Origin of the sequence: Pseudomonas sp. TH49, assembly GCF_016650625.1 — a bacterium.
GTDB lineage: Bacteria > Pseudomonadota > Gammaproteobacteria > Pseudomonadales > Pseudomonadaceae > Aquipseudomonas > Aquipseudomonas fluorescens_H.
Genome location: NZ_JAEKFL010000001.1, coordinates 3,354,630 through 3,374,246, shown reverse-complemented (window position 1 = coordinate 3,374,246; position 19,617 = coordinate 3,354,630). Strand labels below are relative to the sequence as shown.

Annotated in this window: 15 protein-coding genes, 6 tRNA genes and 1 pseudogene; 10 read left to right on the top strand and 12 right to left on the bottom strand. The window is 60.1% G+C overall.

The annotated features are described in order from the left end of the window. The first annotated feature begins 173 nt into the window (after positions 1-173). On the top strand, positions 174-2,621 hold the full coding sequence (locus JFU48_RS15320) for an acyl-CoA dehydrogenase (RefSeq protein WP_201136866.1): 2,448 nt from the start codon (positions 174-176) through the stop codon (positions 2,619-2,621). Positions 2,622-2,710: 89 nt separating this feature from the next. Beyond that, positions 2,711-3,118 (top strand): PA2817 family protein, encoded by a 408-nt coding sequence (locus tag JFU48_RS15315; protein WP_003227100.1) that lies wholly within the window; start codon positions 2,711-2,713, stop codon positions 3,116-3,118. A gap of 89 nt (positions 3,119-3,207) precedes the next feature. Here JFU48_RS15315 and JFU48_RS15310 read toward each other — a convergent pair whose 3' ends face one another. Beyond that, on the bottom strand, positions 3,208-4,206 hold the full coding sequence (locus tag JFU48_RS15310) for a LysR family transcriptional regulator (RefSeq protein ID WP_045122588.1): 999 nt from the start codon (positions 4,204-4,206) through the stop codon (positions 3,208-3,210). A 90-nt stretch (positions 4,207-4,296) separates the two neighbouring features. Between JFU48_RS15310 and JFU48_RS15305 the strand changes: the two genes are divergently transcribed. From JFU48_RS15305 to JFU48_RS15290, 4 genes are all read left to right on the top strand, one after another. Continuing rightward, entirely contained in the window at positions 4,297-4,923 is a 627-nt protein-coding gene (locus tag JFU48_RS15305; protein ID WP_201136865.1) for an alanyl-tRNA editing protein, read from the top strand. A gap of 90 nt (positions 4,924-5,013) precedes the next feature. Then, positions 5,014-5,784, top strand: coding sequence for a 2OG-Fe(II) oxygenase (locus tag JFU48_RS15300; RefSeq protein WP_201136864.1), 771 nt, complete (start codon positions 5,014-5,016; stop codon positions 5,782-5,784). A 1-nt stretch (position 5,785) separates the two neighbouring features. Continuing rightward, a complete protein-coding gene (locus tag JFU48_RS15295; protein WP_003227106.1) occupies positions 5,786-6,424 on the top strand; it encodes a LysE family translocator in 639 nt (212 codons plus the stop codon). 200 nt (positions 6,425-6,624) lie between these two features. Further along, positions 6,625-8,364 carry a dipeptidase gene (locus JFU48_RS15290; RefSeq protein WP_201136863.1) on the top strand — a complete coding sequence of 580 codons (1,740 nt, stop codon included), beginning with the start codon at positions 6,625-6,627 and terminating at the stop codon, positions 8,362-8,364. Between the two features lie 131 nt (positions 8,365-8,495). Here the strand turns inward: JFU48_RS15290 and JFU48_RS15285 are convergent. The 6 genes from JFU48_RS15285 to JFU48_RS15260 all read right to left on the bottom strand — a co-directional run bounded on the left by JFU48_RS15285 (position 8,496) and on the right by JFU48_RS15260 (position 9,117). Continuing rightward, positions 8,496-8,571: transfer RNA gene (locus JFU48_RS15285), tRNA-Gly, on the bottom strand. Positions 8,572-8,573: 2 nt separating this feature from the next. After that, a tRNA-Glu gene (locus JFU48_RS15280) sits at positions 8,574-8,649 on the bottom strand. Positions 8,650-8,704: 55 nt separating this feature from the next. Next, positions 8,705-8,780, bottom strand: a tRNA-Gly gene (locus JFU48_RS15275). Between the two features lie 3 nt (positions 8,781-8,783). Continuing rightward, positions 8,784-8,859 (bottom strand) — tRNA-Glu (locus JFU48_RS15270). Between the two features lie 104 nt (positions 8,860-8,963). Then, positions 8,964-9,039, bottom strand: a tRNA-Gly gene (locus JFU48_RS15265). A gap of 2 nt (positions 9,040-9,041) precedes the next feature. After that, positions 9,042-9,117, bottom strand: a tRNA-Glu gene (locus tag JFU48_RS15260). Between the two features lie 384 nt (positions 9,118-9,501). On the opposite strand from JFU48_RS15260, the gene JFU48_RS15255 reads away from it, so the two are divergent. Continuing rightward, positions 9,502-10,260, top strand: a complete 759-nt coding sequence (locus JFU48_RS15255) for a hypothetical protein (protein WP_177434685.1) — start codon at positions 9,502-9,504, stop codon at positions 10,258-10,260. Positions 10,261-10,707: 447 nt separating this feature from the next. Here JFU48_RS15255 and JFU48_RS30605 read toward each other — a convergent pair whose 3' ends face one another. The 4 genes and pseudogenes from JFU48_RS30605 to JFU48_RS15240 form a co-directional block, all read right to left on the bottom strand. Next, entirely contained in the window at positions 10,708-11,568 is an 861-nt protein-coding gene (locus tag JFU48_RS30605; RefSeq protein ID WP_446739777.1) for a methyl-accepting chemotaxis protein, read from the bottom strand. A 204-nt stretch (positions 11,569-11,772) separates the two neighbouring features. Continuing rightward, positions 11,773-11,826, bottom strand: a pseudogene (locus tag JFU48_RS30600) (hypothetical protein); the annotation flags it as partial. 1,113 nt (positions 11,827-12,939) lie between these two features. Further along, positions 12,940-14,292 carry an aminotransferase-like domain-containing protein gene (locus tag JFU48_RS15245; RefSeq protein ID WP_201136862.1) on the bottom strand — a complete coding sequence of 451 codons (1,353 nt, stop codon included), beginning with the start codon at positions 14,290-14,292 and terminating at the stop codon, positions 12,940-12,942. Positions 14,293-14,485: 193 nt separating this feature from the next. After that, complete coding sequence (locus JFU48_RS15240; protein ID WP_003227117.1) at positions 14,486-15,247, bottom strand: SDR family oxidoreductase; 762 nt, start codon at positions 15,245-15,247, stop codon at positions 14,486-14,488. A gap of 239 nt (positions 15,248-15,486) precedes the next feature. Between JFU48_RS15240 and JFU48_RS15235 the strand changes: the two genes are divergently transcribed. Next, positions 15,487-16,491, top strand: coding sequence for an NADP-dependent oxidoreductase (locus JFU48_RS15235; protein WP_003227119.1), 1,005 nt, complete (start codon positions 15,487-15,489; stop codon positions 16,489-16,491). 141 nt (positions 16,492-16,632) lie between these two features. On the opposite strand, the gene pyrF is transcribed toward JFU48_RS15235, so the two are convergent. Then, the gene (gene pyrF / locus JFU48_RS15230; RefSeq protein ID WP_003227121.1) at positions 16,633-17,331 is read right to left on the bottom strand and encodes an orotidine-5'-phosphate decarboxylase; all 699 of its coding nucleotides are present in this window, start codon (positions 17,329-17,331) and stop codon (positions 16,633-16,635) included. 294 nt (positions 17,332-17,625) lie between these two features. Between pyrF and JFU48_RS15225 the strand changes: the two genes are divergently transcribed. Then, the gene (locus JFU48_RS15225) at positions 17,626-18,375 is read left to right on the top strand and encodes a response regulator (protein ID WP_003227123.1); all 750 of its coding nucleotides are present in this window, start codon (positions 17,626-17,628) and stop codon (positions 18,373-18,375) included. Next, positions 18,375-19,424, top strand: coding sequence for a sensor histidine kinase (locus tag JFU48_RS15220; RefSeq protein WP_201136861.1), 1,050 nt, complete (start codon positions 18,375-18,377; stop codon positions 19,422-19,424). Before JFU48_RS15225 ends, JFU48_RS15220 begins: the two co-directional genes overlap by 1 nt. Positions 19,425-19,617: the final 193 nt, after the last annotated feature.

The window sequence follows — 19,617 nt, the reverse complement described above, 5'->3', positions numbered from 1 at the left end:
GGACGCAAAGACGCGGGAACGGCGAACGATTTCCCACGGATGTTGCCCACCGAACCTACGAAAACCATCCGGGGTTTCCCACAAGTTCAATCACCATGTTCTGACCAACCCGTTTTACAGATGCCGTCTAAGCTCTGGAGGGTCGGTTTGCCCTGGTTCACGGAGGATTACATATGCTGTTGTTGTGGATACTGGTTCTGATCGTCGGTGTGGCGTACCTCGCCCACCGTCGCATCGCCCCCCTGCCCGCGTTGGGTATCGTCGCCATTTACCTGCTGGCGATGGGCATTTTCAGCCATGCTCCGGGCTGGTTGCTGCTGGTGTTCTGGGTCGTGCTCGCAGCGGTTGCCGCGCCTCTGCTGCTGCCTGACCTGCGCCGCAAACACTTCACCGCGCCGCTGTTCAACTGGTTCCAGAAAACCCTGCCGCCGATGTCGCAGACCGAGCGCGACGCGATCGATGCCGGTACCGTCTGGTGGGACGGTGAACTGTTCAGCGGGCGTCCGGACTGGGACAAACTGCTGTCCTATCCGAAAGCGCAACTGAGCGAAGAGGAACAAGCCTTCATCGACGGCCCGACCGAAGAACTCTGCGCAATGGTCACTGACTGGCAGATCGGCCAGTCGATGGATCTGCCACCCGAAGCCTGGAGCCACATCAAGGAACACGGCTTCTTCGCCCTGATCATTCCCAAGGAGTTCGGCGGCAAGGGCTTTTCCGCCTACGCCCACTCGCAAGTGGCAATGAAACTCGCGACCCGCAGCGGCGACCTCGCCTCCACGGTGATGGTGCCCAACTCCCTCGGCCCGGCCGAACTGCTGCTGCATTACGGCACCGACGAACAACGCAATCACTACCTGCCGCGGCTGGCCCGTGGCGACGACATTCCGTGCTTCGCCCTCACCGGCCCGCTGGCCGGCTCCGATGCCGGCGCCATGCCGGACACCGGGATCATCTGCAAAGGTGAATGGGAAGGCCAGGAAGTCATCGGCCTGCGCCTGAACTGGGAAAAACGCTACATCACCCTCGGCCCGGTCGCGACCCTGCTGGGCCTGGCCTTCAAGGCCTACGACCCGGAGCATCTGCTGGGCGACAAGGAAGACCTCGGTATCAGCCTGGCGCTGATCCCTACCGATACCGCCGGCGTGCAAATCGGTCGTCGTCACCTGCCACTGGGTGCCGCTTTCATGAACGGCCCGAACTCGGGCAAAGACGTGTTCATTCCGCTGGACTTCCTCATCGGCGGCCAGGAAATGCTCGGCAAGGGCTGGATGATGCTGATGAACTGCCTGTCCGTCGGGCGTTCGATTTCGCTGCCTGCAGTCGGCACTGGCGCGGCCAAGTTCACCAGCCTGGTGACCGGTCAGTACGCGCAGATTCGTGAACAGTTCAACGTCCCGCTGTCGGCTTTCGAAGGCATTCAGGAAGCGATGGCGCGCATCGGCGGCAACGCCTGGATGATGGACGCGGCGCGCATGCTGACTGCCAACGCGGTGGATCTGGGTGAGAAACCGTCGGTGCTGTCGGCGATCCTCAAGTACCACCTGACCGAACGCGGCCGCGAGTGCATCAGCCACGCCATGGATGTGCACGGCGGCAAGGCGATCATCATGGGGCCGAAAAATTACCTCGGTCGTAGCTGGAACGGCGCGCCGATCTTCATCACCGTGGAAGGCGCGAACATTCTCTCGCGCAACTTGATGATCTTCGGTCAGGGCGCGATCCGCTGCCATCCGTTCGTCCTCAAGGAAATGGCCCTCGCCGGCCGCGAGGACAAGGACCAGGCACTGAAAGAGTTCGATGGCCTGCTGCTCAAGCACATCGGTTTTGCCGTTGGCAACGCGGCCAGCACCCTGGTGCTGAACCTGGGCTTCGGCCACTTCGAACATGCGCCTGGGGACAGGATCAGCCAAGGTTATTTCCGCGCACTCAACCGTCAGGCCGCAGCATTTGCCATGCTCGCCGACTTCAGCATGATGTTGCTGGGCGGCGAACTGAAACGTCGCGAACGCCTGTCCGCGCGTCTGGGCGATGTGCTGAGCAACCTGTATCTGGCCTCCGCCGCGCTCAAGCGTTATCACGACCTGGATTCGCCGGCGCATATGGAGCCGTTGTTCCGTTGGGCCATGGAAGAAAGCCTCGGTCAGTCGGAACGAGCGCTGGACGAACTGCTGAGCAACTTCCCGAACAAAGTGTTCGGCTATCTGTTGCGGGTAATCGTGTTCCCGTTCGGTCGTCGCCACAAAGGCCCTTCGGACAAACTGGGTGCCGAAGTGGCAGCTGTGATCGGTCGCGCCAAAGGCGATCCGACCCTCGAAGAATTGCTCGCCGGCTGCTATCGCCCGCAGTCTGCCGACGACGCTGTCGGTGCTCTGCAACACGCCAGCGATCTGCTGACTGCCGCGCAACCGCTGCACAAGAAACTGCACACGGCGCTGAAAAGCGGTCAGGTCAAACCGGTGGCTGGCGAACACGCCATCGACGCTGCACTGGAGGCCGGGGTTTTGCAAGCGGCGGAAACGCAGACCCTGCGCGATGCCGAAGCGGCACGGCGCAAGGTGATCGACGTCGATGATTTCGACAAGGAAGAGCTGAAGCTGGCTGAGGGTAAAGTCCGCTGATCCTGACGACCGTGTAGCTGTTTATTTATGAAAAACGGGCGCGAGAGCTTTATACTCCCGCGCCCGTTTTGCTCTTGAGGACTTATCTCGTGTCCAACGTCGTTGCCGATCATCTTGTTTTGCTCGACCATCTGCGCAGTATCCTGGTCGCCGTAGGTGAGGCCGAACAGGTTCCCGAAGAAAGCCATGCCTTGTTCCTGGAGCGCTTCGACGAACTGCTGGCGTCCCTGCCGATCGACCCGATCGAAAGCCAGTACCTGGGCCAGGACATCCTGACCCAAGTGATTACCCGTTATCCGCAAATTGCCCACCTGATTCCACGGGATCTGCTCTGGTTCTTCGCCGGCGACTGCCTGCACTATCTGTCTGATGAAGAAATCGATCTGTATCAGGCACTGGAAGAACGTCGCTACGAAGCCGAACAGAACGACGAACCGTTCGACTGGAATCAGGAAAAACAGCTGATGGCGATGTCTGCTCAGGACAGCAAGCACTGATTTAATGGTTTGAAGATCAAAAGATCGCAGCCTGCGGCAGCTCCTACAGGGATTGTGTAGGAACTGCCGCAGGCTGCGATCTTTTGCTTTTAAAGCAGCCCCTCGCTCTCCGGTAATTCATACGCCATCGCCAGATTATTCGGCGCCCCCGCCTTCCCCGGCTTGCTCAACGTCGGCTCCTTCTCCAGGCACTCCACCAGATAATCGATGAATACCCGCAGCTTCGGCGGCAGGTAACGCGTCGGCGAATGCAGTAACCACAGACCACCGTGGTAGGAAGCAAGGAACGTCCACTCCGGCAGCACCTGCACAATCAACTTCTGCTCAAGCGCATAGCGCGCGGTGAAATACGGCAAGCTGCCAATACCAATGTGCTGCAACACTGCCCCGAGCCGCACGCCGGTATGGTTGGCGGCATAACGACCACGCACGCCGACGGTCACCGCTTTACTGCCCTTCTTGAATTTCCAGCGTGCATCGCTCGGGGTTTCCCCCAGATAGATGCAACTGTGATCAAGCAGGTCATGCGGGTGGGTCGGGGTGCCGTGTTCGGCCAGGTATTGCGGAGTGGCGCAGAGCAAATGGTCGATGGTCAGCAACTGCCGCCCGACCAGCCCGGCCGGTGGTCGATCAGTGATGCGAATCGCCAGATCGACATGATCGTCAATCAAATCAACCTGCCGGTCTTCCAACAGCAACTCGACATCGACCTTGGGATAACGCCGGAGAAACTCGGGCATGTGCGGATGAATCACGAAACGCCCGACCGCTTTCGGCACACTGACCCGCACCAGCCCTTCCGCCTCGTGGGTGAACTGCCCGCTGATCTCCATCACCGATTTGGCGGCGCTGACCATCTCCTGACAGCGCTTGAACACTTCCTCGCCACCGTCACTCAAGCGCAATTTGCGGGTAGTGCGCTGCAACAAACGCGTGGCCAAGGCCTTTTCCAGACGGGAAATGCTGCGGCTGATCGCGGACGGCGACGAACCGAGTTGGCGGGCAGCCTCGGAGAAACTGCCGGTCTCTACGACCTTGACGAAAATCGCCATTTCACCGAGCAGTGGCAGCGGTAGATTGATGCTCACAGCGCACAAGTCCTTTGATGTTTGAACGGATTATCACGTTATTGCACGATTCATATAATAAAAATAGAAACTTTAATAAGGGCATGGAATATGACGCTTCGCCTCTTTTTCCATAGTGATGACCTCAAGGCTAATGTGGAAGTCCTCGACTGCACGCCCCACGAGAACGAATTTGCCGTGGTGCTGCGCGCCACCCTGTTTCACCCGCAAGGCGGTGGCCAGCCTTGTGATACCGGCATGATCGGCGAAAGCCAAGTGCTGCGCGTGGTGCAGGAACCCGACCGGATCGTGCATTACGTCGATCGTCCGGTGAAACTGGGCATGACCTGTATTCACGTCGATGAACAACGTCGCCGCTACAACACCCGCATGCATTCTGCCGGGCATTTGATCGGGCATTTCGTCCAGGCCATGGGCTGGACACCGATCAAGGCGCACCACTGGCCAGACGAAGGCCGGGTGCAGTTCAAGCCGGGCGATGCCGCTCAGGAAGTCGACGCACCAACCGTTCAACACGGAATAAGTCAGTGGATCGAGCACGATCTGCCGCGCCTGACCTCGCTGCGCGAGGGCGCGCGGGAAATCGGTTTTGGCGAACTGCCGGCCTACGGTTGCGGTGGCACCCATGTACGCAGCCTGAAGGATTTGGGCACAGTCACGATCGCCTCCCTTTCGCAGAAGAAAGGCACGTTATCCGTCCACTACAGCGTGGATTAAGCATCTCGGGCGTTGCGCCACGCAGCGTCCGACGCCGGGGGAACCGCATTCGCTGGTTCCGTTGACTATCGATAGATGGACCTAAAAACAATGATGCTAGACGTCGAGCGTCTCGATGAGACGTGCATAAAAAAACTGGCCAACGAAGAAGTCCTCGCCATCCGCGTCAAAGGCTTTTTGCCCGAGCCGCTGGCGATCCAGATTGGCGACAAGATTCTGGCTCCGGGCTTCGAAGGCTACATCAACGCGCCGAGCATCGGCCGGATCGGCATGGCGTTTTACGAGGCGGAAAACCAGCCATTGCTGATCGAGGACTACTTCGAACGCGCCGCCAGTAACATCGCCGAACTGCGCGAGCGTTGTGCGCCCTACTCCTCGCCGGTCGACACCCTGCGCTGCATGCTCGATGAGTCATGGCCGGCCGGTGCCCATCTGGAAAACCTCTACGGCCGCAAGATGTACGTCGGCCTGTCACGGGTGGTCAAACCCGGCGTGTGCTTTCTTGCCCATCACGACATTTTCGCCAAAGACGCCCCGGACAGCTTTCAGGCCCGCAGCCTGGAGGCGCAGTTCGCCTGCAACGTCTACCTGAACATGCCGACCGAAGGCGGCGCGCTGCAGATGTGGGACGACGACATCACCCCGGATCAGTTCGACGAGATGCGCGGTGACAGTTACGGCATCGACCCGGCGCTGCTTGGCCCACCGACCCTTGAAGTGCGGCCGCAACCGGGAGACTTCATCATGTTCAATTCGCGCTGCATGCACTCGGTCACCCCGGGCGTGGCGGATCCGCGACTGAGCCTTTCGTTCTTTGTCGGCTATCGCGGCAATGCTTCACCCCTGACCTTCTGGAGCTGAGATGTTATCGAACTACCTGGGCGAGTTTCTGGCGCTGGCCACCATTCACTTTCTGGCCGTGGTCGCTCCCGGCCCGGACTTCGCTGTCACCATCCGCCAGAGCGTACGCTTCGGCCGACTGGTGGGGATCTGCACCGCACTGGGGATCGGCGCCGGCATTTCCGTGCACGTTCTCTACACGTTGCTCGGCGTTGGCGCTCTGATGCACACCACACCGTGGTTGCTGACGGTGGCCAAGGTGATCGGTGGCGCGTACATCTTTTACCTCGGCATCAGCCTGATTCGCAGTAAACCGAAAACCACGCTTGAGGGCGAGAAAAGCACGGACGAACCACTGGTCGAGCAGTCGCTGTTCAAGGCGTTCAGCACCGGTTTTCTGACCAATGCCACCAATCCCAAGGCCACGCTGTTCTTCCTGGCGATCTTCACCACCATCATCAGCGCCAGCACCCCGCTGGAAATCCAGGCGCTGTACGGGGTGTGGATGTGCTTCGTGAATGCGCTGTGGTTTGTGATCGTCGCGCTGTTTTTTTCCAGCAGCCGGGTGCGAACCCTGTTCATGCGCATGGGCCATTGGTTCGAACGCAGCATGGGCGTGATCCTGATTCTGTTCGCCGGCAGGCTGGTGCTGTCGATGTAAAAGCCGCGTTCAAAGCAAAGGCCCGATCGGTTGAACGCCGATCGGGCCTTTTTCGTTTGTGCGCCGCTTTTGCATTTCTGTGCGACGGATCCCACTTCAGGGGCTCCCCTTCAACACCTTCGCGGTGTTAGTTTGGAAAAGATTTGTTTCATCTTTCAAACACTTCCCACTCAACTGCCTGCAAAGGAATGCCCATCGCAATGCATTTTTCCCTCAAGCGTCTGGCTGCTGCCAGCCTGGTTCTGGCCAGTCTCTCGTCGTTCACCCTGCCTGCTCAGGCCAACATCACCCCCGAGCAAAGCGCTGCGCTCCTCAAGACCTTCAGCGATACGACGGTCAGCGATTTTCGTCAGTTTCTCGGTACCGTAGCCAAGAGTGATCTGAGCAAGACCGACAACCTCGCCCCGGCGATCAATGGCTTTCTCGACAACAAGACCCTGACCGCCGAACAGCAGAACGAGATCTATCGCCTGCTGGGCATCTACACCCGCGTGAAGTACGGCAAAGCCGCCCTCGAAACCCTGCGCGAACTGGTGGAAATCCCGACCTTCCAGAAAGAAGGCGTGGCCCAGCACGACAATCCGGAGTTCATCAAGATCGCCGAAAAGATCAAGAACCTGGCCGAATCGTTCAACCTGAAGTTCCGCAACGTCGACAACCGCGTCTATGAAATTTCCCTCGACGGCAGCGGCGACGAAGTTGTGGGCATTCACGCGCATGCCGACGTGGTGCCGGTCACCCCGGAAAACTGGGTGCTGAAGGACGGCACCAAACTCGATCCGTTCAAAGTCACGCTGATCGGCGACCGCATGTATGGCCGCGGCACCGAGGACGACAAGAACGGCATCGTCGTCGCGATGTACGCGATGAAAGTGATCAAGGAAGAAAAGCTGCCGCTGGCACGCAACTTCAAACTGCTGGTGGACACCACCGAAGAAACCTCCGGCGACGCGATCCCGTATTACTTTGAACACAACCCGACGCCGAACTACAACATGGCGCTGGACGGCGGCTATCCGGTGGTTATCGCCGAAAAAGGCTACGGCATCGTCATGGCCAACTTCCCGCTGCGCAAGGCTGAAGGCAGTGGCGCAGAAATCATCTCGATGACTGGCGGCCTGGCAACCAACCAGATTCCATCGGTTTCGGTTGCTACCCTCGTCACCGACAAGCCTGACCAACTGGCGGCGAGCCTGCAAAAGGCCGGCAACGAGTACGCGAAAAAACACGGCGGCAACTTCGAAGTCGCGGCCAAGGTTGACGGCAAAGACGTCAAACTGACGATTACCGGTGTGTCCGCGCACTCCTCCGAGCCCGAGTCCGGCGTCAATCCGGTCGCGCGGATGCTCGACTTCATCAACAGCCTCGACGGCAAGGTGGCGCTCAAGCACAACCAGATCACCGACGCTGCACGCTATGCGTCCAACAATTGGGGCCTGGATTACCTGGGCAAGAAACTCGGCGTGGGTTTCTCCGATTCGTTCATGGGCCCGTTGACCACTTCCCTGACCTATGTGGGCGTGGACGACAAAACCTTCAAACTGGCGGTCAACCTGCGCGTGCCGAAGGGTAAATCACCGGAGGTACTGAAGAAGGAAATCGCTGACAAACTCACGGCCTGGAGCAAGAAAACTCACGTCGCCGTGGACTTCACCTATTCGATCGCCGAACCGATGTACCGCAATCCGGAAGGCGAATGGGTGAAAGCACTGCTGGCAGTTGCCACTGAAAACCTGGGCATGAAGCACGAGTTCGGCACGTCTGCCGGCGCAACCTCGGTGCATGAATTGCCGAACGGCGTGCAATTCGGCCTGGCCCGACCTGAAGTCAAATACACCGGCCATACCGATGGCGAGTTCAAGACGGTTGACCAGTTCCTGCTGGACCTGCAGATCGTCACGGAAATGATGGGGCGTGTCGGGCAACTGCCGAAGCTCTGATAGGACACGGGCCCGTGATTTAGCGGGCCTGACGTGAAAACAAAAAAGGACCCGAAGGTCCTTTTTTGTGGCGTGCAAAATGCTGCACAAACAAAAACGCCGATCATCACTGATCGGCGTTTTTGTGAAATTGGAGCGGGAAACGAGACTCGAACTCGCGACCCCGACCTTGGCAAGGTCGTGCTCTACCAACTGAGCTATTCCCGCAATGGCGTCCCCTAGGGGACTCGAACCCCTGTTACCGCCGTGAAAGGGCGGTGTCCTAGGCCACTAGACGAAGGGGACAGGCTACAACTTTCACTAATAAAAACGCCGCTCACTGAGCGGCACTTTTAGAATTTGGAGCGGGAAACGAGACTCGAACTCGCGACCCCGACCTTGGCAAGGTCGTGCTCTACCAACTGAGCTATTCCCGCAAATGGCGTCCCCTAGGGGACTCGAACCCCTGTTACCGCCGTGAAAGGGCGGTGTCCTAGGCCACTAGACGAAGGGGACACGCTACCCGGAACACATGGTGTGTGTTTCGGTGTCCAGATCCACATCCGAAGACTTGGCTCTGGTTTCACTCAGCCCCGCCCGAAGGCAGTGCCGTTTAAAATTGGAGCGGGAAACGAGACTCGAACTCGCGACCCCGACCTTGGCAAGGTCGTGCTCTACCAACTGAGCTATTCCCGCATTGGCGTCCCCTAGGGGACTCGAACCCCTGTTACCGCCGTGAAAGGGCGGTGTCCTAGGCCACTAGACGAAGGGGACACGCTACAACATTCACTCCCTGCGGCGTTTCGCTGTGTGCTTTACGCTGCAAGTGGCGCGCATTCTATGGATGGTTTGAGAGGTCGTCAACCCCCGAATATAAATTTATTTAAATCAATGACTTCGACCTGCTTTACGGGAGCATTCGGGGTTTTCCGTCGCCCGACGATTGACGCCTATATTCCGCCACTCGCCAAGACGCTATAGTCCACCGCTCAGTGATGGCAATCTGCACTTCCAGCGCCAGCATTCATATAAGCAGTGCGCAGCCGATACAGATTGAAGCTGCCGATCCAACTCGTCGAGCGGCGCTAGGCGCCTAAATGCCCAGCCACTAAACTCGCACGCGAACCCTATAAAGAGGTCTTACCGGTGACACCACTCATGATCACCCTGCTAGTCGTAGCCGGGATCGCAATTCTGATCGCCATTGGCTACATGAACCATGTGGTGGAAAACAACAAACTGGAGAAGGCCCGCACCAAGATCGAACTCAACGATCGCCTGCGCCGCTGCGGCGAACTGACCGAAACTTTCCCCGGCCAGTTCATGACCCCGGCGCTCAAGCTGTTGCTGACCCGTCTGGAACTGAACGTCTGCCAGCGCCTGCTGAACCTGGAAAAAACCAGCGCCACGACCAAAGCACGAATCACCGAACTGAGCGCACTGGTGGCCCAGGGCGAATCGATCCCGGTCAACAACCCACCGGCACCGATCCTGACCGAAGCCAAAGCCAAGGACGTCCGCTTCCTGCTCGAAGCCCTGCACGGCCAGATCACCCGCGCCGCCCACGACGGCTTCCTGCCACCAAACGAAGCCAAACACTGGATCAAAGAAGTCCGCCACATCCTGGTCCTGCTGCACATCGAATTCTTCAACAACCTCGGCCAACAATCCCTGCAACAAAACCAGCCCGGCCAGGCCCGCCTCGCCTTCGAACGCGGCGTGCAATACCTGCGCAAACAGCAAGACCCGCAGATGTACTCGGAACAACTGCAATACCTGGAAAAACTGCTGGCCCGCGCCAACGCCCAGGTCATGGACAAGATTGCTCCAGTCGAAGGCGAAGTGAACCAGTTGACCGAAGGCCTCAAGGAAGTCGAAGCCGATGCGGACTGGAAAAAGAAAGTGATCTACGACTGATTGTCGAGAGCTGAAGAAAAGCCACCGAGAGGTGGCTTTTTTGTGGGTGATGGGCTGACTGCCATTGCGAACACTCAGTTAGAGATTGGTTGGCAGTCAGGCCGCCTTCGCGAGCAAGCCCGCTCCCACAGTGGGATTGAGGGTATTAAGTTGGAGATTGGTCGGCTGTCAGGCCGCCATCGCTGGCAAGCCAGCTCCCACAAGATCAAGATCAAGATCAAGATCAAAAGATCGCAGCCTTCGGCAGCTCCTACACAGGATGAGCGCAAGCTCGGCTGCAGCTCTTGATCTTGCCGTGCCGGCCCCATCGGCAGGCTGAGTGGAGGGGTTTATCCGGGGGTGGGAGCGCAGCGACGTTTGGCGCAGCCAAACACATCGAGAGGAGGTGCAGCGAAGCAAACCGGAGGCGATGCCCCCGGATGAATCCCGCAACGAAGGAACCCGAGCCTAAGCGAGGGCCGTACGCCGGGGCCCAGCGTTTTGGTTACTTTTGGGCGTCTGCAAAAGTGACTCGCCGTAAGGGCGAAACCGCCAGCCGCAACCCCCGAAGCAACGGATAAGCAACCCAATCCCCCCAAAACATGGTCGGCCCAGAGGCCGCCAAGTCAAAGCCGAAAATGCCCAACCATCCCCTTGAGCTCCCCCCAACCGCGCCAGCTCAACACTCGAAACCGCATTCCCCCGCATCGCAATCGAAGACTGATCCGCACTCGCGCGAATACTCGTCACACTGCGATTGATCTCCTCAGCCACCGAACTCTGCTCCTCCGCCGCCGCCGCAATCTGCTGATTCATCTGCTGAATCAACGAAACCGCCGCCGCAATACTGCCCAGCGCACTCTCGGTCTGCAGCGCATCACTGACCGCCAGCTTCACCAATTCACCACTGCTCTGAATCTGCTGCACCGACGAATGCGCTGCCGAACGCAAAGCACTGACCAGCCGCTCGATCTCCTCGGTCGATTGCTGGGTACGCCGCGCCAACGCACGAACCTCATCAGCCACCACTGCAAACCCCCTGCCCTGCTCCCCAGCCCGCGCCGCCTCGATCGCAGCGTTGAGCGCCAGCAGATTGGTCTGCTCGGCCACGCTCTTGATCACATCCAGCACCGTGCCGATGTTCTGAATTTGCGCACTGAGGCTTTCGATGCTCGAACTGGCCGACGTCGCCGAATCCGCCAACTGCTCGATCCGCGCCATGCTCTGGCGCACCACCTGTTGCCCGCTCTCGACCTTGCCATCCGCCGTTTGCGCGGCCAGCGCCGCCTCCTCGGCGTTACGCGCCACGTCATGCACGGTGGCGGTCATCTGGTTCATGGCCGTGGCCACCTGCTCGGTTTCTTCCTTCTGGCTGTTGACCTCAAGGTTGGTCTGCTCGGTCACTGCGGACAGCGATTGCGCTGAACTGGCCAACTGTTCAATTCCCGCCTGCAAACCGCTGACGATCGCGCTCAGCCCGGCGCCCATCTGCTGCATCGCCAGCATCAGCTGGCCAATTTCATCACGACGGGTAACTTCTACCCTCGCACTCAAATCCCCGGCCGCAATCTGCTGTGCAACCCGCATCACACTGCGCAACGGCGCGACGATCAATCGAGTGATGACCCACGCGGCAATCAGCCCGACCAGCAATGCCAGCGCCGAAGAACCGATGATCAACACCGAGTTCTTCTTCAGTTCCGCCTGCATCGCGCCATCCTCTGCGCCATACGCCTGATCCACGCGCTCCATCACCTGCGCCGCGCGCTGGTGCAGCTGTTCGTAGACGGTTTTTTCCTGGGCCAGCAGGCCGGTGTACTCGGCGAGTTTGTCGTTGAAACCGGCGATGTGCCCGGACACCTCATTAAGGACTGTCAGGTAGCCCTCATCCTTGACCGTGGTCTTCAACTGCTCGGCCTGAGCCTGGGCCTGAGCGGCCTGCTCGATATTGCCCTTGCCGGCACTGTCGGCATCGCCCTTGCGGCTCTGGTCCAGACGAATCCGCGCCTCGTTCATCGCCTGCAGCATCAACCGCGACACCTGGCTGACCTGACTGGCCTGTTCGATGAACTGCGCACCGTCCTTGCCTTCGGTGTCCTTCAAGATATACGCGCCATCATCGGCCAGCCCGGCTTGCAGCACATCCAGGTTGTTGGCCACGCTGGACACCGACCAACTGGCCATTTCCAGCGCCAGATCCTTGGCCTGGGTCAGCGAGACGAACTCATCGAAAGCCTTGCGATAGGCACCCAATGCCTGCTCGACATCGCCCATCACCGCCACGTTGGCCGGGGATTGCGCCTTGAGTTGCGCCGCCTGGGCCAGCAAACCGTCGACGCCTTCGTGCAAGGCATCGACGGTTTTCGGGTTGCTGTGCAGCGCATAGTCCTGCTCCAGCAGTCGCACCTTGAGCAACGCGCTGTTGAGTGACGACATCTGCTTCAGCCCATCGAAACGATGACTGATGGTCTGCAAAGACCAGACACCCATGGCAGCCACCAGCGCAGTCAACAGCAGCACCAGCACGAACCCGATACCCAGTTTCTTCGCCATACCGAGGTTGGCAAAACGTCCTTGCACGGCGGAAATCATTGCGCTTAGTCCCCTGCCAAAGTCTGTTGCCGAAGATTCGCAACGGCCATGGAGCAGCACAAGTCTCTGGCGTCGGAATAATGGCAAAAAGCTACGCACGCGTCGTTTTCAGAACGCTTGAGGTCGATTCACACGGGTGCTGCGAAAAAACTGTCGGGCGCGCGGATCACAGGCATAGGCGACATTGATTCGCTGCCACTCACCGACTTCGCCACTCGGACTGAAAGCCCCCGGCGCACACAGGCGCACGCCACTGCACTGCGCCTGACTGTGCAAGCGGGCAAAATCGCTCAGCGGTGCGCGGGCCCAGATGAACAGCCCGCCGCACGGCTTGCCGAAAACCTCCCAGTCGGCATCTTCCAACGCCTGTAATGCGGCAATCCGATCAGTATTGAGGCGCTGACGCTGACGCTGGACCATTTTGCGGTACGCGCCACTGGCCAGGAGACTGGCCAGCACCGCCTCGTTGAAGCTCGAGGAGCCCATGCTGCTGATCATCTTGACCCGCGCCAGACGCGCAATCAGCGAGGGTTCGGCGTACACGAACCCGACGCGCAGCGAGCTGCTGAGCGTCTTGGAAAAACTGCCGACATAGATCACTCGCTCATCGAGTGCCGCCAGGCGTGTGCCGTTACCATTGTGCAGGTCGGCGTAGACATCGTCTTCGATCACGCGCACATCGTGGGCGTTGCACAACTGCAGGATCTGTTGCGCCACGCCCAGTGTCAGACACGAGCCGGTGGGATTGTGGTGGTGGCTGTTGATGAACATCGCAACCGGCCGAAATTGCCTCAACAGCGTCTCCAGCGCCTGAGGATCAGGCCCGCTCGGGGTGCGACGCACTTCCAGCAATTGCACGCCATGCAGGCGCAACAGCTCGAACAACGGCGCGTACCCGGGGCTCTCGACCACAACGCAATCCCCGGACTTGAATAGCGTGCGTACCAGCAGATCAAGCGCGTGGCTGGCACCGGAAGTCGTCAGGACCTGTTCTTCCCGGGCCTGGACGCCGATCAGCCTGAGGCGCTTGACGATCTGCTCGCGCAGCGCCGGCAGCCCCAGCGGGCTGCTGTAATTGAACAGGCTCGCCATGTCGGTACGGGCCACCTCACGGATCGCGTAACTCAGGTCATCGGACTCCCGCCAGCTTTGCGGCAAGCCACCTTCGCCGAGCTTCAAACAGTTTTCTGCCGGCCCGCAGTCAATTCCGAGCAACCCGCTGCCGTGCGCGGCCACCATGAATCCGGCGCCCTGGCGCGAGGCCAGAATGCCTTGCGCCACCAAGCGCTCGCAGGCCTCCGCCACACACGACTGACTGAGCAGATTGGCGCGCGCAATCTGCCTGACGGAGGGCAGCCGCGTGCTCGGCGCCACACCACTTCGCGAGATCCACTCGGTCATGCCATCAACAATCTGCTGTACGACCGGCACCATTGCCTGTCGGTCAATTCTCAATTCCATGAGCACGCAAACTCCTGTCCGTTTTGCTGGCGGCAGTAAATCACAGCCACGTCCTGCAGGCTGTGCGACAACGCCGTCAAAAGCGACCGTTCTAACCGCTTGATACAAATTGTTTAATGGTTTCACGGAACTGACAGGCAACAACGAGAAAACCCGCACGAAGGCGGGTTTTCCTGGGACTTGCGGCAAGACGTCAGAAAGCAGTGACGCCGCCATCCACGGCCAGGGAATGACCGGTGGTGAACGCCGCGCCATCACTGCACAGATACAGCACGGCGCTGGCGATTTCCTCGACTTTGCCGATGCGGCCCACCGGGTGCATCGCATTGGCGAACTCGCCTTTCTTTGGATCGGCCTCGTAGGCGCGACGGAACATATCGGTATCGATCACTGCCGGGCAGACGGCGTTGACGCGAATTTTCTTCTTCGCATATTCGATCGCCGCCGATTTGGTCAGGCCGATGACTGCGTGTTTCGACGCCGCATAAATGCTCATCTTCGGCGCCGCACCAAGCCCCGCCACCGACGCGGTGTTGACGATCGCTCCGCCGCCCTGAGCGAGCAACAACGGCAACTGATATTTCATGCACAACCACACGCCTTTGACATTGACGCCCATGATCGCGTCGAACTCGTCCATCGAGCCGTCGGCCAGTTTGCCTTGCTCGATTTCGATCCCGGCATTGTTGAAGGCGTAGTCCAGGCGACCGTAAGTATTGATCACCTCGTCCATCAGATTCTTCACTTCGCTTTCGACGGTAACGTTGCAGCGCACGAAGGTCGCTTCGCCACCGGCTGTACGAATCAGCGCCACCGTCCCCTCGCCCCCTGCCGCGTCCAGATCGGCCACCACCACTTTCAAGCCTTCGGCGGCGAATGCCTGGGCGGTCGCCCGGCCGATACCGTTGGCCGCTCCGGTGACTACGACCACTTGGCCGGAAAACGTCATGCTCATTGTTATGTCCTCGAAGGGAGAGATGCAGGAGGTATTTGCAGAGTCGCAGCATAGCCACCGGGGCGCGCGCGCCGTCAGCACTATCAGAAGGCTGTTTATGCCTTCATCCGTCGCAGTGATAAAACCTGTCGGGGGACTATCACTGCACTGGATCATTGCGCATTCGCCGCATCAGCCAACCTTGCAGCATTGGCGTCGAGGGTCTATCAACAAGGCTTCATTCAGTTCGAGTGCCTGCCATGACCAGCCAGACCAATCGCCAGTTCCTCCTCGCCAAACGCCCGGTGGGCGCGGCGACCCGTGAGACGTTTACTTATCAGGAAGTCCCGGTCGGCGAGCCGGGCGCAGGCCAGATACTGGTGAAAAACCAATACCTGTCCCTCGACCCGGCCATGCGCGGCTGGATGAACGAGGGCAAGTCCTACATCCCGCCGGTGGCGATTGGCGAGGTCATGCGCGCCTTGGGCGTAGGCCAGGTCATCGCTTCGAACAATCCGGGCTTTGCCGTCGGGGACTACGTCAACGGCGCCCTCGGCGTGCAGGATTATTTCCTTGGCGAACCCAGAGGTTTCTACAAAGTCGATCCGAAACTGGCGCCGCTGCCGGTGTATCTGTCCGCCCTTGGCATGACCGGCATGACCGCTTACTTCGCCCTGCTCGACGTGGGCGCACCGAAGGCTGGCGACACCGTGGTTCTTTCAGGGGCTGCGGGTGCGGTGGGCAGCATTGCCGGGCAGATCGCGAAGATCAAAGGTTGCCGGGTCGTCGGTATCGCCGGTGGTGCCGACAAGTGCAAATACCTGATCGATGAACTGGGCTTCGACGGCGCCATCGACTACAAACACGAGGACGTACTGGCCGGACTCAAGCGCGAGTGCCCGAAAGGGGTGGACGTGTACTTCGATAACGTCGGTGGCGACATCCTCGACGCAGTGCTCAGCCGCCTGGCCCCGAAAGCCCGGGTGGTGATCTGCGGCGCCATCAGCCAATACAACAACAAGGAAGCCGTCAAAGGCCCGGCCAACTACCTGTCATTGCTGGTCAACCGCGCACGTATGGAAGGCTTTGTGGTGATGGACTACGCCGCACAGTACGCCAGCGCCGCGCAGGAAATGGCCGGCTGGATGGCCAAGGGGCAGCTCAAGAGCAAGGAAGACATCGTCGAAGGTCTGCAGACCTTTCCGGAGACGCTGATGAAGTTGTTCAGCGGGGAGAATTTCGGCAAGTTGGTGCTGAAGGTCTGAAACTTAACTCGACAACACCCTAAAACCACTGTGGGAGCGGGCTTGCTCGCGAAGAGGCCGTGTCAGTCGATATCAATTTCGACTGAACCACCGCATTCGCGAGCAAGCCCGCTCCCACATTGTTGGATCTTGCGTGTTTGATCAGGCGATTTCGGCCACAACCGAAGCCAGTGCCTTGGCCGGATCTGCCGCCTGGCTGATCGGACGGCCGATCACCAGATAATCGGAACCGGCATCCAGCGCCTGACGTGGCGTCAGGATACGGCGCTGGTCATCTTGCGCACTGCCCGCCGGACGAATCCCCGGAGTCACCAATTGCAGCGACGGGTGCGCCGACTTCAATGCGGTGGCTTCCAGCGCCGAGCACACCAGACCGTCCATCCCGGCCTTCTCGGCCAGTGCCGCCAGGCGCAGCACCTGCTCCTGCGGCTCGATATCCAGACCGATGCCGGCCAGGTCTTCACGTTCCATGCTGGTCAGCACGGTCACGCCGATCAGCAACGGTTGCGGGCCGCTGCGCTTGTCCAGCTCTTCACGACAGGCCGCCATCATGCGCAGGCCACCGGAGCAATGCACGTTGACCATCCACACGCCCATCTCGGCAGCAGCTTTCACGGCCATCGCAGTGGTGTTGGGGATGTCATGGAATTTCAGGTCGAGGAACACCTCGAAGCCTTTGTCACGCAAGGTGCCGACGATTTCCGCGGCGCAACTGGTGAACAGTTCCTTGCCCACTTTGACCCGGCACAGTTTCGGGTCCAACTGGTCGGCCAGCTTCAGTGCGGCGTCACGGGTAGGGAAATCCAGGGCGACGATGATAGGAGTCTGGCAGGCGGACATGGATGGGCTCTCAGGCAAGTCGAAATCGGCGCGCATTGTAGCGGAAGCGGCGGCGGCGCGGCACCCGATGATCGGTAAATCGTCGCCGCTGGCGTGATCAGCTTAGCCTGCGGCGTTATTGTGTCGAATGCGATACACAACCGACACGCGGCCAACAAGCGTGCGCGCTAGCCTCGCCAGCCGCAACACGTCCTTACATCAGCACTTCCCGCTTTACGGCCGGACGCCTATGCTGAAACCACCACCTCGCGCCCATCTTGTGGTTGGCGGGCCTACAGGCAGATGAACAGCCCCATGCACAACACCCAAACGACCGTGATTGATGAGCAGAAAGACGACAAGCGCTGGAGCATCCGCGCGCTGATCGTCGACGACGATGTGCCGATTCGCGAGCTGATGATCGACTACCTGGCCCGCTTCAACATCCACGCCAGCGGCGTCACCGACGGCGCGGCCATGCGCCAGGCGATGCAGGCCGAGCATTTCGACGTGGTGGTCCTCGACCTGATGTTGCCCGGCGAAGACGGCCTGTCGCTGTGCCGCTGGCTGCGCGCCGAATCGGACATCCCGATCCTGATGCTCACCGCCCGCTGCGAACCCACCGACCGCATCATCGGCCTCGAACTGGGCGCCGACGACTACATGGCCAAACCGTTCGAACCTCGGGAACTGGTGGCGCGGATTCAGACCATCCTGCGCCGGGTACGTGACGATCGCACCGAACAGCGGGCCAACATCCGCTTCGACAACTGGCGCCTGAACAGCGTCCTGCGCCAGTTGATCGCCGACGATGGCCTGGTGGTGCCGCTGTCCAACGCCGAATTCCGCCTGCTCTGGGTCTTCATCGAACGCCCGCGCCGCGTTCTCAGCCGCGAACAACTGCTGGACGCCGCCCGTGGCCGTTCGATCGAAGCGTTCGACCGCAGCATCGATTTGCTGGTGTCGCGCCTGCGGCAAAAACTCGGCGACGACCCGAAAGCCCCACAGTTGATCAAAACCGTGCGCGGTGAAGGTTACCTGTTCGACGCACGAGACATCGGCTGATGCGAGGGCGCTTCGACACGCTGTTCGGCCGCCTGTTTGGCATGCTGTTCGTGGCGATCGTCCTGGCGCACCTGCTGGCCTTTGCCTGGTTTCATCACTATGGCCCACCCCCACCGCCGCCCCCGCCGGAGTTTGCCGAGGGCGTCGACGGCCAACGGCCACCACCGGATCCACGTTTCGCCCATCGCCCGCCGCGTCCGTGGTTCGGCGGGCCGCTTGTGCCGCTGACCTTCCAGTTCATCTCGTTGATGATCGCCGCGTGGTACGGCGCCAAACTGCTCAGCCGGCCGATCCAGCGCCTGAGCGACGCCGCTGAACGCCTCAGCGAAAATCTCGACAGCCCGCCGCTGGACGAATCCGGCCCGCGTGAAGCGCGGCAGGCGGCGCACACCTTCAACCTGATGCAACAACGCATTCGCGAACAGGTGCAGCAACGGGCACGCATGCTCGGCGCCGTCTCCCACGACCTGCGCACTCCGCTGTCGCGGTTGAAGCTGCGCCTGGAACAGATCGACGACGAAAAACTGCAAGGCCAGATGCGCCAAGACCTCAACGACATGATCGGCATGCTCGACGCCACCCTCACCTACCTGCACGAACAGCGCACCAGCGAAGCGTTGCAGTTGATGGACGTACAGGCGCTGGTCGAATCGCTGTGCGAAAACGCTCAGGATCAGGGCGCCGACGTTGACGTCAGCGGCCATTGCGCACCGCTGCAGGTGCAGCCGATGGCGCTGCGCTCGTGCATCAACAACTTGATGGACAACGCCCTGCGCTATGCGGGGCAGGCGCGCATCGAACTGCAGGATCAACGCGAGCAACTGCTGATCCGCGTGATCGACCACGGCCCGGGGATTGCCGAGGACAAGCGCGAGGCGGTGTTCGAACCGTTCTATCGCCTGGAAGGCTCGCGCAACCGCAACTCCGGCGGCGTCGGCCTGGGCATGACCATCGCCCGCGAGGCAGCGCAGCGTTTGGGTGGCCAGTTGAATCTGGAAGAAACCCCGGGTGGCGGCCTGACCGCAATCATCCGCCTGCCGCGCACTTAAGAAACACACCTATCCCCCGTGGGAGCGGGCTTGCTCGCGAAAGCGGTGTGTCAGTCGACTTCTGTGTTGAATGATCGGCCGCCTTCGCGAGCAAGCCCGCTCCCACAGGTTTCAGTGGTGTTCACTCCATCGTGTATACCCACCGGTACAAATCCCAAATACCCAGGACAACTTGCCCCTTGAGTCTGCACAA

Excerpts from the sequence above, each read along its gene's own strand:
- JFU48_RS15245 (WP_201136862.1), bottom strand. The coding sequence starts at position 14,292 with ATGGAATTGAGAATTGACCGACAGGCAATGGTGCCGGTCGTACAGCAG.
- JFU48_RS15305 (WP_201136865.1), top strand. The coding sequence starts at position 4,297 with ATGACGCTTCGCCTCTTTTTCCATAGTGATGACCTCAAGGCTAATGTG.
- JFU48_RS15235 (WP_003227119.1), top strand. The coding sequence starts at position 15,487 with ATGACCAGCCAGACCAATCGCCAGTTCCTCCTCGCCAAACGCCCGGTG.
- JFU48_RS15290 (WP_201136863.1), top strand. The coding sequence starts at position 6,625 with ATGCATTTTTCCCTCAAGCGTCTGGCTGCTGCCAGCCTGGTTCTGGCC.
- JFU48_RS30605 (WP_446739777.1), bottom strand. The coding sequence starts at position 11,568 with ATGACCGCCACCGTGCATGACGTGGCGCGTAACGCCGAGGAGGCGGCG.
- JFU48_RS15240 (WP_003227117.1), bottom strand. The coding sequence starts at position 15,247 with ATGAGCATGACGTTTTCCGGCCAAGTGGTCGTAGTCACCGGAGCGGCC.
- JFU48_RS15295 (WP_003227106.1), top strand. The coding sequence starts at position 5,786 with ATGTTATCGAACTACCTGGGCGAGTTTCTGGCGCTGGCCACCATTCAC.
- JFU48_RS15255 (WP_177434685.1), top strand. The coding sequence starts at position 9,502 with ATGATCACCCTGCTAGTCGTAGCCGGGATCGCAATTCTGATCGCCATT.
- JFU48_RS15320 (WP_201136866.1), top strand. The coding sequence starts at position 174 with ATGCTGTTGTTGTGGATACTGGTTCTGATCGTCGGTGTGGCGTACCTC.
- JFU48_RS15300 (WP_201136864.1), top strand. The coding sequence starts at position 5,014 with ATGATGCTAGACGTCGAGCGTCTCGATGAGACGTGCATAAAAAAACTG.
- JFU48_RS15220 (WP_201136861.1), top strand. The coding sequence starts at position 18,375 with ATGCGAGGGCGCTTCGACACGCTGTTCGGCCGCCTGTTTGGCATGCTG.
- JFU48_RS15225 (WP_003227123.1), top strand. The coding sequence starts at position 17,626 with ATGCACAACACCCAAACGACCGTGATTGATGAGCAGAAAGACGACAAG.
- pyrF (WP_003227121.1), bottom strand. The coding sequence starts at position 17,331 with ATGTCCGCCTGCCAGACTCCTATCATCGTCGCCCTGGATTTCCCTACC.